The sequence below is a fragment of the Duganella sp. SG902 genome (assembly GCF_013376005.1).
Taxonomy (GTDB): domain Bacteria; phylum Pseudomonadota; class Gammaproteobacteria; order Burkholderiales; family Burkholderiaceae_D; genus Rugamonas.
In genome coordinates this window covers 184,211-196,173 of sequence record NZ_JABMJK010000008.1, presented here as the reverse complement: position 1 = coordinate 196,173, position 11,963 = coordinate 184,211, and the positions used below count along the sequence as shown (strand labels likewise).

Sequence of the window (11,963 nt, the reverse complement as noted above, 5' to 3'; positions counted from 1 at the left end):
TTTATTCCGTCGCCGCGAACTGTATCGTCAGCTTATAGTGATATCGCAAGTTATCCAAGACCACCGTGCCGCTCCAGCGTGGATTGCCGCTGTAGACTATCCGCATGACAGGCTCGCCGGCCAACGTCAGCGTGCGTATCCCGCCCTGTTCCTCCACGCGCCACTCCGGCGGCAGCGCCGCCGCCACCGCATCGGCGGGCCACAGCGTCAGCTGGATATCCTCCAGCACATCCTCCGCCCGCACCTGCGAAGGCAGCATCAGATGGCGCCACGAGGTCAGTTCCTTGCCATCGTAATGCAAAGTCAGCACCCGCTGGCCAAATGCCAGGCCAACCACGTCCACCGCATCAGGCTCGACCTGCAAGGCCACGTCCAGATCATCGACACGGCCCTGGCGCTCGACTTTCAGATGCTGCTGCACGCTGATGGAAGTGCCCAGCGCCGCCGGCGGCAGCTTCAACCCGAGCCGCGCCGCCGGCTGCTTTGGCGCGGATGCGCAGGCGCTCAGCAGCAACGCCGCCACAACGGCGGTCAAGCGGGCGTGCATAACGCCTCCAGCGCCGCCAGCCTGCGCTGCGTCTCCTTTACCAGCGGGTTGGTCTGGTCCCACGCGTAACCGGCCAGGATGGCGGAAATCATGCGGCGCACGTCCGGCTGCTTATTCTCGTGGAAGATGATTTTTTGGAAGCCGCCGGCATACCAGGATTCGACGAAGGCGCGGAACGTGTCCACGCCGCGCCGCAGCGGCACGCCGTAATCAGCCTGCCAATCCACCGTCTCGCCCTTGAACTGGCGCTCCAGCGCGGCGGCGGCCAGGCTGGCCGACTTGAAGGCGATGGTCACGCCGGAGGAAAACACCGGATCAAGGAACTCGCCCGCGTTCCCCAGCAGCGCGTAGCCCTCGCCCCACAGGCGCTCGACGTTGGCCGAATAGCCGACGATCTGGCGTGCGGGCGTATCCCATTCGGCGTTGGCCAGCAAGGCATGCAGCGATGGCTCCTCGGCGATAATAGCTTGCAAACGCTCGGTCGGCGTGCCCTGGTAGCGATCAAGGAACGCCGTTTCCGCCACCACGCCCTGCGAGCAGCGGCCGGCGGCGAAGGGGATGGTCCAGAACCACACATTGCAATGCCTGGGATGCACGGTCACGCGGATCTTGTTGCGGTCAAAGCCCTTGTCGCGGATGCCATCTTCAACGTGCGTGAAAATCGCACCGCGCACCGGGAAGTTGGACGGCGTCTCCAGTTTCAACAAGCGTGGCAGGATGCGGCCAAAACCGCTGGCATCCAGGATGAAGCCCGCCTCCACCTGATACACCGCGCCATCCGACGCCTTGACCGTCACGATCGCGCCGCCGTTTGCGGCCGCGCCGAGCGCGATGTCCAGCACCTCATGGCGATAGCGCACTTCCGCGCCGAAGCGCTCCGCCTCCCTGGCCAGCACATGATCGAAATCCGCGCGCTGCACTTGATAGGTGGTGCCCCAGCCGGGCGAATGCTTGTCGCGGAAATCGAAGTCCGTGTAGCAGCCATCACGCATGAAGGCGGCGCCATTCTTGAACTGGAAACCCGCCTCCACCACCGCCCGCAACATGCCCGCCTGCTCGAGGTAAGCCATACTTTGCGGCAGCAGGCTTTCGCCGATGGAGAAGCGCGGGAACTGCTCGCGCTCGATCACCAGCACCTGCCTGCCCTGCTGGCGCAGCAGGGCCGCCGCCACCGAGCCTGCCGGCCCGGCGCCGACGATCAGGATTTCCACGGCCTCGCTCTTCGTTGCTTCAGTCATGCGCGCTTTCTTTGATAAAACCAAAACAGGGAACAAACAACCAGACCAGCGCGGTCCCCATCAACATCGTCAAGCCAAACGCCTGCAACGCCGGAGTGGAACTCAGGCCCAGTAAACCAAAGGACAAAATCGTATTCGCGGCGGACATGCCGACCGCCAGCCAGGGCGTGCGGTCGCCACGGTCAGGATGCTCCTGCATGAAGATGCCGTAATCCACACCGACGCCCAGCAACAGCATCAGCGCCAGCACATGGAACAGCTGCAGCTGCTGGCCGGTGTAGCCGAGCAGCGCGAGCGTGACCACGCTGGCCAGGGCGGTGGGCGCCAGCACACGCCAGGTGCGGCTGCGGTAGCGGCGGAACAGCAACCCAAACACCACCGCGTACGCCCCCAGCACCACCCAGCTCATGTCCTGGCGATAGCGCCCCAGCACCGACGAAATCTCGGCCACCTTGTCCACCCACTGCACGCCATGGAGGTTTTCAGCCGCCAGCGCGACCTGCCTTGCCGAGGCATTACTCATGCCGCGCAGGGCCACAATGCTGGCGTACACGCCATCGCTCTGGCCCAACCACAGATGGCGCCACGGCTCGCTGGCCGGCGATTGCAGGAAGGCGTCCAGCGACAACGGCGCGCCCAGGTCCAGCAGTCCCTGTTTGGTGGCGGCGATCCACGCCGCGTCCTCGCCGGTCTGCGCCGCGATCGCATGCAGCGGGCCGCCTTCCGCCAGCAGTTTTTCCTCCAGCAGCGCACGGCGCGCGGCCTGCGTATGCGCGGACGGCACCCAGTTCGACATGGCCTGATAGCCGGTGATGCGCTTGTCGGCGATAAAACTGTCCAGCCGCGCCTTCAGCGCCTCTTCGCGCTGCAGCACCTCTTCCGCCGATGCGCCGCGCACCAGGAAGTACTGCACCGGCGTTGGCGCATCCAGCAGCTTGCTCAGCTTGAGCTGATCGTCGATCAGGTGTTTGGGTGGATTTTGCAGCAAACGAATATCGTCATTCGCGCCCAGGCGCGAGATGCCATAGCCCGCCGCCAGCGCCAACACCGCGGCGGCCACCAGGGTCGCGCGATTCAGGCGCAGCACCGGCCAATGCCGCAAGGCCGCGCCATAGACTCGTACCAGACCGCCGCTTTTCAACGAACGGCCGCCGATCAACGCGGGGAACCAGCACACCACCGTCAGCCAGGCAAACACCAGGCCCAGCGCCGAGAACACCGCCATCTGACGCAGACCCGGGAACGGCGTCAGCGCGAGGCCCATGTAACCGATCACCGCCGCCAGCAGCGTCAGGCCGAGGCCCGGCAGCAGGCGCCTGAGCAGGGCCGGCGAATCAAGTTGTTCATCCGCCGCCAGGCGGTTGCACAGGAAGTAGATGCCATAGTCTTGCGCCACGCCGATCAGGCTCGCGCCAAACACCAGCGTCATGAGGTGAATCCGGCCAAACAGCAGCCAGCACACCGACAACGCGCCAAGGCAGCCGATGCCAATCGACAGCAGTATCAGGGAAATCGGTTTAAACGAATGGAAGGCGAACCACATCAGCAGGATAATGCCCAGCAGCGAGCCGATACCGATGGTGGACACCTCGCCGCTGGCTTGCGCGCTGGCGTTGGCCGCGTGCAGTATCACGCCGGCCTGAATGACTTCCGCCTGCGGCACAGCCTTGCGCGCGGCTTCGCCGGCCTGCTTCAGCAACGGCAACACCGTCTCCTGCGCCGTCATCGACAGCGCGGGCACTTTCAACGTCATCGGCAGCAGCACGTACTGCCGCTTGTCGTCGGCCACAAACAGCTGGCCGTCGCGCGGACGCACCGGCGTTTCCCGCGCGCGCTCCTGCACCCAGCCCGCGAACAGGCCAAAAGGATCCTCCTGCCATGAGCCGAGCTTCGGACCGCCGAACGGCGCATACAAGCCGGCCAACGCAGTCTCCAGCCAGAACGCCGGCGGCTGCTCGCGGAGCTGCCGCTCCTGTTGCGCCGTCAGCAGCGTGAGGCGGTGCTTCTGGAACAGCGACAGGTAATCGCTTTGCGTCTGCTCGTTGACGGGCGTCGCATCCAGCACATCCTTGTGCGCCGCCAGCACGCCGCTGTAGGCGCCGGCCGCCCGCTTGGCGTCTTCCCAATCGGCCGCGCCGACCAGCACCACCACGCGCTGCTGCGCCGCATCCACCATGTGGTTGAATGACGCCTGCAATACCGGATCGCGCTCCTGCACCGGCAGCAGCGCCATGATGTCGGTGTCGGGCACAATGCGCTTGACGGCCCACAGCCAGGCGTTATGCCCCAGCAGCAGGCAGACCGCCAATAGCCACAGCAGCGCGAGTTGTCGGGTACGGGTCAAAACAGCGCCGCCTCTTCCTTGCTCATCGCGCCTTCGCCGGTTTTTATGTCGGAGAAGACGATGGTGGTGCGGTCGCCGCTGCCCTCGTTCATGACGATGGACTTGACGTAGGCACCGCCTTCCAGCTTGATGGCGCCGATGGCTTTTTCCAGCGCGGCCTGGCGCGGCTTGAGCGCCACGCTCCAGCTATTCGCTTCGACGGTGCCGTCGCCCTCAAACAACGTGTCCAGCTGGCCCAGATCACCGGACAGCAGCGAGAACAGCACGTTGTTAATCATGCGGACGGTCGGTTCGGTCTTGGCATCCAGGCGCATCGCCACGCGGTCGCCCTGGTAGTTGACGATTTCATCGCGTGTCAGACGCAGCGTGCTGGGGAAAGGCTTCAAGGTGCGCCACAACACGCCCTTGCCGGCGATGACGCAGAAACGTCCCTCCGACGCCAGCGGCTTCTTCATGCCGGCCAGTTGCTTGGTCTGGTCGAAACGGCCGCACATCAACGCCGGCTTGGCCAGCATGGCCTGGATTTTCGCGGCCGGAATCGCGGCCTGCGCGCCAGTGGCGCCGGCCAGCAGCGCGGCGGCGGCAACGTATTTAAACTTGTTCATCAGGAGTAATCCCCAGTTTTTCAAACAGCACCGGCGGCGACACAAAGCACATCTCCCTGGTGGCGATATCGACGGCCACCATGGTGGTGCTGGCGCGGTTCAGGCGCTTGCCGGTTTCCGCATCGGTGATGAGGTAATCGATCTTCAAACGGTTTTCCCATTCGACGATATCGGCGCGCAGCTTGAGCTTCTGGCCGAAAGTCGCCGAACCGACGTAGCGCAACTGCATGTCGATCACGGGCCACGCATAGCCGGATTCCTTCATCTGCGGGTAGTTGTAGCCTATCTTGTCGAGCAAGGCGCAGCGCACCACTTCCAGATACTTGACGTAACGGCCGTGCCAGACAATCTCCATCGGGTCCAGATCGAAAAACTGGACCTGCATGTCGACTTCGGCGAACCAGCGGCTCTCTTTTTTCTTACGCATACAAATCCCAGGCCTGTGAACGAATGCGGTCCAGCATCAGGCGCAGATCCGGCTCCAGGCGGCGGTCTTCCTCCACCGGCTGGATGTCGGCCGACAGCGCATCCTGCATCGCGGCCAACGCCGCATGCGGTTGCAACTCGGGGCTGACCCGCTGACGCAGCCACACGCCCTGGCGCACGGTGATCAGCAAGGCGGCCACCACCTGCTCGGTCAGGTCCAGCACGCGCAGGCAGTCACGCGCGGCGATGGTGCCCATGCTGACTTTGTCCTGGTTGTGGCATTCCGTCGAACGCGAGAACACGGATGCGGGCATGGTCGCCTTCAATGCCTCCGCCGTCCACGCCGAAGCGCTGATCTGCAGGGCCTTCAGACCATGGTTGATCGCCGCGCGCTCGCCGCAGGCGCCGGACAGATTCGCCGGCAGGCCATGGTTGTAGCGGCTATCGACCAGCAGCGCCATTTGCCGGTCCAGCAAATCGGCTAGGTTGGCGACCGCGTTCTTCATGCCATCCATGGCGAAGGCGATGTGACCGCCGTAGAAATGGCCGCCATGCAGCACACGCTCGTTGTCCGCATCGATCAGCGGATTGTCGTTCGCGCTATTCAATTCATTCTCGATCATGGTGCGGAACATCGGCATGGCGTCGGCCAATACGCCGATCACGTGTGGCGCGCAGCGGATCGAATAACGGTCCTGCAAGCGTTTGCCGTTGCGTTCCCACTGATCGGTCGGCAGGTCGTTGCGCAGCCACGCGGCGACTTGCTGCATGCCGCCATGCGGCTTGGCCGAGAACAGCACCTCATCGAAATGGTGTGCGTTGCCGTCCATCGCGTATGAAGCCATGGCGGTGGTACGGGTGCTCAGCCGCGTCAGGTAGTCGGCGCGGTCGTACGCCATGCAGGCCAGCGCGGTCATCACGGCGGTGCCGTTCATGATCGCCAAGCCTTCTTTCGGGCGCAGGCGCAGCGGCGTGATGCCGGCCTGCTGCAAGGCTTGCGCCGCTGGCACTTGCTCACCGTCGCGCCACACTTCACGCTCGCCGCACAGCACCGCCGCGAGATACGACAGCGGGGTCAGGTCGCCGCTGGCGCCGACCGAGCCTTCGGATGGAATCAGCGGCAGCAGGCCGGCGTCCAGCAAGCGCGTGATCTGCAACAGCAGCTCCACGCTGACGCCCGAATAGCCCTTGCTCAGCGATGCCAGACGGGTGGCCAGGATCGCGCGCGTTTGCGCCGGCGTGAAGTACTCGCCCAGGCCCACGCCGTGATAGGTGTACAAGTGGTGCGGCAGATCCGGCACCAGCTCCAACGGCACGTTCACGGTGCAGGAGTCGCCGTAGCCGGTGGTCACGCCGTAGATGGTGCCGTCCTCGCGCAGCAGGCGGTCGAGGAAGTCGGCGCCGCGCTGTATGGCGGAGAGGAAGGCCGGATCGTCCGACAAGGCGGCGTTGGCGCGGCCTTGCGCGATATCGACGATGTCTTCGATCGCCAAGCGGTTCCGATCGAAGCGCACGGTGCGTGGCGTGCTATTAAGTTGAGCGATGTCAGCGAGGTGCATCGGTTTTATCCAATTGAGGTAAGTGCCAGAAATCGTAATAGTTAAACCACTGCAGCGGCGCACGCAAGGTGTAGTGTTCGAGGCGGCGCGCGTAATCGGCGGCCAGCGCGTTCAACGCGTCGTCGCGGTGCTGGCGCGGAATGCGCACTTCATCGCGGAAGCGTTCGAAGTGCACCTCCGATTTATCGCCGCGACGTATCGAGAACAGCAGGAATACCGGACATTGCAGCACGCTGGCCAGCACGTAGGGGCCGACCGGGAATGCCGCCGGCGCGCCGATGAAGTCAGCCACCGCCACGCGTGGATTGTGAGAGACCGGAACGCGGTCGCCGGCGATGACGACAAACTCGCCGCGCGCCACGCGCTCGGCCAGCAGCATCGCGGTGGCCGGCGACATCTCCGTCACCTGCATCAGATTCAGCTGGCTCTCCGGATTCAGGCGTCCCAGCATGTCGTTGAAGGCCTGTGCGTGTTTGGTATGCACCAGCACTGTCAACTTGATATCGCGGCGCTGACGCGACAGCACGCGGCACAGTTCCAGATTGCCCAGATGCGCGCAGATCATCAGACCGCCCTTGCCCGCCGCCACCGCATCGGTGATCAGATCGCCACCGTGCAGTGTGACCTGATCCAGCTTGAACAGACCGCCCCACAGCAGCATCTTGTCGAGAATGCTCTCGCCGAACGATGCGAAATGACGCATCACGCCCGGCAGCTTGACGCCGGCGTAGGCCGAGACCCGGCGCAGATACTCGCGCGACGCGCGGCGCGGCAGCGGCTTGGTGAGCACATACCACGCCAGCACCGGATACAGCACGACGCGGAACGGCCAGCGGCCGAACAGGCGGCAGATCCAAAACAGCAGGCGCATGCCAGCCACGAAACTGATTTCGTTAATGGAGGCCCAATGCAGCCCGCGCGCGCTCATTTGGCCCGCCATTTTCGCGCCAGCAGCTTGGGGATGCGCGGCAGCATGCCGAAGAACAGGACGGTATGCATCCGCGAGATCAGCACGTTGTCGCGCCAGACGCGGAAGTGCGACACGCCGTCGGTCGGATAGGACACGCGGGTGCCGAGGTTGATCACACGCAGCCCCTCCCAGAACAAGCGGACGATAATGTCGGTATCGAAGTTCATGCGCGTGCCGATGGCGTGGCGCGCGGCCAGCGCATTCACCGGCGCCACCGGATAGACGCGAAAACCGCACATCGAGTCGCGGATTTCCAGCGACAGCGTGTTAATCCATACCCAGATATGGGTGGCATAGCGGCCGTACAAGCGCGCCTTCGGCACGGATTCGTCGTAGATCGGATGGCCGGAGATGATGGCCGCAGGATTGGTTTCCGCCAGCGCCAGGAACTTCCCGACATCGCCGGTATCATGCTGACCGTCGGCGTCGATCTGCAGCACGTGCGTGTAGCCGCGCGTGGCGGCCTGGCGGAAACCCGCCAGCACGGCGGCGCCCTTGCCTTGATTGTGCGGCAGGCGCACCAGTTCAACCTTGTCCGCGTGTTCACGCGCCAGCGCGTCCAGCACGGCGGCGCAGGCGGCGGAGCTGCCGTCATCGACCAGCATACAGGGAACGCCGTGGCGCACTAGGCCTGTCAGTACAGGGCCGATCGCATGTTCATGGTTGTAGACCGGGACCACGATCACGGGCTTAAACATCGGCGGCTCCGAACAGAATGCGGCCGCTGGCATGCTGCCCTGCTTCCGACACGTAGCGGAATTGCAGGCTGCCTTTGGCGGCATCGCGCGTCAGTTCGAGACGCACAGCGGCATCCGGCACCACCACCTGCTGGAATTTCAGCTGCTGCATGCCTTTGAAAACCGGCGGCAGTTCAAAATACTGGCGGCCGTAATGGATGGCCCAGTCAATCTGCACGACGCCGGGCAATATCGGAGCGACGTCGAAGTGGCCGTCGAAGTACAGCAGATTGGCGGGCGCGGTCAATTCCAGCACCACGCGGTCCTGAGCGTTTTCCAGTTCGCGCATGCGCGGGAACCGGGGGCGTTCGCCGTCGAGCAACGCGAGCAGGGAGGCCATGGTGGTCTTGCCTTGCGAGTTGACCGGCATCTGGTCCAGATAGCGCCAGCGGCGTGGCAGGGCCACGGCCTCCACCACGTCCGCCAGCACGGCGCGCAGGCGATGGTTCAACGCGGCCTTGCCTTCATGGTCCAGCAGCGCGCGGCCTTCGGCGGTCGGCACCACGAATGCGGCCAGGCGCTGACGCTCACCGCCATCGGGTTCGCACAACAGCACGCGCGCCTCGGCGGCCAGTCCGGACGCGGTCAACGCCGCTTCCATGGCGCTCAGCGAGATGCGCTTCTCTTCAATTTTGACGATACGGTCGCGTCGGCCGAGCAGCAGGAAGCGCTGTTCGACGCGCTCGGCGCGGTCGGCCAGAGCCAGCCAGTTATCGTCCGGCAGGTGCGGCGAGCGCACTTCCAGCGCGCCATCTTCCTCGTCAAGACGCCATGCCACCGTGGGGAACGGCGTCCACGCGTTATCGTCGATGGCGCTGCGCTGGCGCCATGCCACGCCGCCGGTCTCGGAACTGCCATACACTTCCACCGGCACAGTGCCCAGCAGGGCACCGGCGGCCAGCGCCGCATCGGGCGCCAACGGGCCGCCGGACGAGAACACCACGCGCAGCATGCCTGCCGCCGCACGCCAGTCCAGGTGCTCCGGCACACGCTTTAAATGCGCCGGACTGGCGATCAGCACGCAAGGCGCTTCGGCCAGCGCCACCGTCAGCTCTTCCGGATAGATCACGCTCAAGGCATGGATGCCGCGGCAGGTGGTCAGTGGCCACAGCACCTTGAACAGCAAACCGTAGATATGCTGATGCGACACCGTCGCCCACACCGCGGCCGCACCGGCGCGTTCGCCGAACAGCACGTCCAGCGTCTCCACCTCGCTGGCCATCTGCGACAGCTTTTTCGGGATCGCCTGCACAGCGCCGGTGCTGCCGGAGGTGAACACCACCAGCGCCGGCATGGCGCCGTTCAAATCGGCACTCAGGCCGGCGGCCAGGGACACCGGCAACGCGGCATGCGGCTGCATCGGTGAGAATTCGGGCGGGAATTGGCCAAGGAAGCCATCCACCGAGCCGCTCAGCGACGCGCAGGTGGCTGGCAGCGTATCGGCGCTCAGCCACACTGTTTTGCCGGCGTGCCAGGCGCCCAGCAGCGCCGCGCCGAATTCGATGCTGTCATCCAGGTACAGCGCGAAGTTACGGCCGGCCTGCGCGATCAGCAGCCCGTGCCAGGCGTGCACGCGCGCCAGGAACGCGGCATTGGAAACGCGCTCCGAGCCGCGCCAGCCGATCACGCCATCGGCGGGACGGGCGGCAATGGCCGCGTATAAATGCTCGAGACGATCAGACATGATGCAGACGCTTGAACCGCAGACGCACCAGGTACTCCGCACCGAACAAAATGCCCATCAGGGCATACGACACCACACCGGTGTACAGCGACCAAACGGCCTCTGACGCCCACAGCGCGGTGCCGAAAGCGATCGCGCCATTCAGCACGAAAAAGCCGCACCACACCTGCGTCACCCTGCGCATATAGGCCTGCGCCACCGGTGGAAAATCCTCTCCGCCCAAGCGCGCCATCCGTTCAACGGCGGACATCGGCGTGGCCAGGCTGTAGCCGAAACCGGCCAGCAGCGCCATACTCACCAGCACCGGATACAGCTTCAAAGGCAGCAGCAGATTGCTCCAGATCGCGCAGCCGACCAGCACCAGCGCGCCAGCCACCGACCAGCGCGCCACACCGCTCAATTTGAGCGCGGGCAGGCGTGTGGCCGCCGCCAGCAGCAGCAAACCCGCCAGCCAGCGCGGCTCCACATGTCCGTGGCCGAACCAGATCGCCAATGGGTACAGCAGCGTCACCGCCACCGTTAAAACGGTCATCGGCATCGTGCTTACGCAGCCTGCTCCGTCATGCCTGCCAGGGCATCCACCACGTCGGCGATGGTGCGGATGTTCTTGAACACTTCCGGCGCCAGGCGCTTGCCGGTCATCTGCTTCAGTTTCACCGCCAGATCCACCGCGTCGATGCTGTCGATATCCAAGTCCGCGTACAGATTGGATTCCGCGGTCAGCTCGGACTTGTCGAGCTCAAACATCTCCGCAAGCAGATCAACCACCCAGGTTTGCAGCTGGTCTCTGCTCATTTCATTCAAATCGATCATTTCTACACCCCTTCTTTTTTATTTACTTCTTTCTGTGACTTTCGATCATGGCCGACAGCGCCCGCACCGATGCGAAATGGCGGCGCGTATCCTCCGAGTCCGCCGACAGGGAGATACCGTATTTCTTCTGCAGGGCCACGCCCAGCTCCAGCGCATCGATCGAGTCGAGACCCAGACCTTCAACAAACAACGGCGCCGCGCTGTCAATTTCTTCCGGCGTGATGTCCTCCAGCTGCAGGACATCGATAATCAGTTCTTTCACTTCCAGTTCAAGCATGGCTTTGGCACTTCCCCGTAAAATAATTTTGTAAAAACTCCGTCAGCTGGCGCGCCGCCATCACCTCGCTGACGCCGTTGTCGGTGAAGCGTGCGATCGCCAGGTCATCCTGCACGTCGATCTGTATCAGCACGCGGCGCGGCGGCACCCGCCACCACTTCTCGCCCTTGCCCAGCGTCGCTGGTTCGCAGCGGATCAGCACCGGGGTCATGTCACGCGCGCCGCGCACCGCGATGTTGGCGGCGCCGCGCTTCATGCTGATCGTCCCGCTGGCCGGCGTGCGCGTCCCCTCCGGGAATACGATCAGGTTATTGCCACGTTCCAGTGAGGCGATGCAGTCGTCCACCAGCCCGGCGCCGCTGTCATTGCTGATATAACCGGCGGCCCGCACCGGCCCGCGCGTGAACGGGTTGTTCCACAACCCGCTCTTCACGATGCAGTCGGCGTTCTTCACAAACGCCATCAGGAACACCGTATCGATCAGCGTTGGGTGATTCGCCAGGATCAGCAAGCCGCCGCGATCCAGCTTCTCCAGGCCGCGCACCTCATACCGCAACACGCCCAACGCCCGCATCAAATCCACATAAGCGCGGAAGGCAAGCCGTATCGTCGTGCGCGCCGCGACCACGCGCCGCTCCGGCCTCCATACGAAGACATTCAGCAGCGGGAACACCAGCACGCGCAGCAGCAGTCCACCAATGCCGAACACCGCAAAACTCAAGCCGGTGGCAAACACACGCCAGTAGCGCGATACGAACGACAT

13 protein-coding genes are annotated in these 11,963 nt (G+C 64.3%); all 13 read right to left on the bottom strand.

The window, feature by feature from the left end; translation table 11 throughout:
- Position 1: 1 nt before the first annotated feature.
- The 13 genes from FHW83_RS18430 to FHW83_RS18370 are packed head-to-tail and all read right to left on the bottom strand — an operon-like array spanning position 2 to position 11,963.
- A complete protein-coding gene (locus tag FHW83_RS18430) occupies positions 2 to 547 on the bottom strand; it encodes a DUF3261 domain-containing protein (RefSeq protein ID WP_176647796.1) in 546 nt (181 codons plus the stop codon).
- Entirely contained in the window at positions 532 to 1,785 is a 1,254-nt protein-coding gene (locus tag FHW83_RS18425; RefSeq protein ID WP_176647795.1) for an NAD(P)/FAD-dependent oxidoreductase, read from the bottom strand. Before FHW83_RS18425 ends, FHW83_RS18430 begins: the two co-directional genes overlap by 16 nt.
- Positions 1,778 to 4,129, bottom strand: a complete 2,352-nt coding sequence (locus tag FHW83_RS18420) for an MMPL family transporter (protein WP_176647794.1) — start codon at positions 4,127 to 4,129, stop codon at positions 1,778 to 1,780. The genes FHW83_RS18425 and FHW83_RS18420 overlap by 8 nt, the downstream gene beginning before the upstream one ends.
- Positions 4,126 to 4,734 carry an outer membrane lipoprotein carrier protein LolA gene (locus FHW83_RS18415; protein ID WP_176647793.1) on the bottom strand — a complete coding sequence of 203 codons (609 nt, stop codon included), beginning with the start codon at positions 4,732 to 4,734 and terminating at the stop codon, positions 4,126 to 4,128. The genes FHW83_RS18420 and FHW83_RS18415 overlap by 4 nt, the downstream gene beginning before the upstream one ends.
- Entirely contained in the window at positions 4,721 to 5,161 is a 441-nt protein-coding gene (locus FHW83_RS18410; RefSeq protein ID WP_176647792.1) for a thioesterase family protein, read from the bottom strand. The genes FHW83_RS18415 and FHW83_RS18410 overlap by 14 nt, the downstream gene beginning before the upstream one ends.
- Positions 5,154 to 6,719, bottom strand: coding sequence for a histidine ammonia-lyase (hutH, locus tag FHW83_RS18405; RefSeq protein ID WP_176647791.1), 1,566 nt, complete (start codon positions 6,717 to 6,719; stop codon positions 5,154 to 5,156). The genes FHW83_RS18410 and hutH overlap by 8 nt, the downstream gene beginning before the upstream one ends.
- Positions 6,706 to 7,647 (bottom strand): acyltransferase, encoded by a 942-nt coding sequence (locus FHW83_RS18400; protein ID WP_176647790.1) that lies wholly within the window; start codon positions 7,645 to 7,647, stop codon positions 6,706 to 6,708. Before FHW83_RS18400 ends, hutH begins: the two co-directional genes overlap by 14 nt.
- A complete protein-coding gene (locus FHW83_RS18395) occupies positions 7,644 to 8,387 on the bottom strand; it encodes a glycosyltransferase family 2 protein (RefSeq protein ID WP_176647789.1) in 744 nt (247 codons plus the stop codon). The genes FHW83_RS18400 and FHW83_RS18395 overlap by 4 nt, the downstream gene beginning before the upstream one ends.
- Positions 8,380 to 10,110: an AMP-binding protein gene (locus FHW83_RS18390; protein ID WP_176647788.1), complete on the bottom strand. Its 1,731-nt coding sequence runs from the start codon at positions 10,108 to 10,110 to the stop codon at positions 8,380 to 8,382. The genes FHW83_RS18395 and FHW83_RS18390 overlap by 8 nt, the downstream gene beginning before the upstream one ends.
- On the bottom strand, positions 10,103 to 10,648 hold the full coding sequence (locus FHW83_RS18385; protein WP_176647787.1) for a hypothetical protein: 546 nt from the start codon (positions 10,646 to 10,648) through the stop codon (positions 10,103 to 10,105). The genes FHW83_RS18390 and FHW83_RS18385 overlap by 8 nt, the downstream gene beginning before the upstream one ends.
- Positions 10,649 to 10,653: 5 nt before the next feature.
- Complete coding sequence (locus FHW83_RS18380) at positions 10,654 to 10,905, bottom strand: acyl carrier protein (RefSeq protein WP_176647786.1); 252 nt, start codon at positions 10,903 to 10,905, stop codon at positions 10,654 to 10,656.
- Between the two features lie 40 nt (positions 10,906 to 10,945).
- Positions 10,946 to 11,200, bottom strand: coding sequence for a phosphopantetheine-binding protein (locus tag FHW83_RS18375; RefSeq protein ID WP_176647785.1), 255 nt, complete (start codon positions 11,198 to 11,200; stop codon positions 10,946 to 10,948).
- On the bottom strand, positions 11,193 to 11,963 hold the full coding sequence (locus FHW83_RS18370; RefSeq protein ID WP_176647784.1) for a 1-acyl-sn-glycerol-3-phosphate acyltransferase: 771 nt from the start codon (positions 11,961 to 11,963) through the stop codon (positions 11,193 to 11,195). Before FHW83_RS18370 ends, FHW83_RS18375 begins: the two co-directional genes overlap by 8 nt.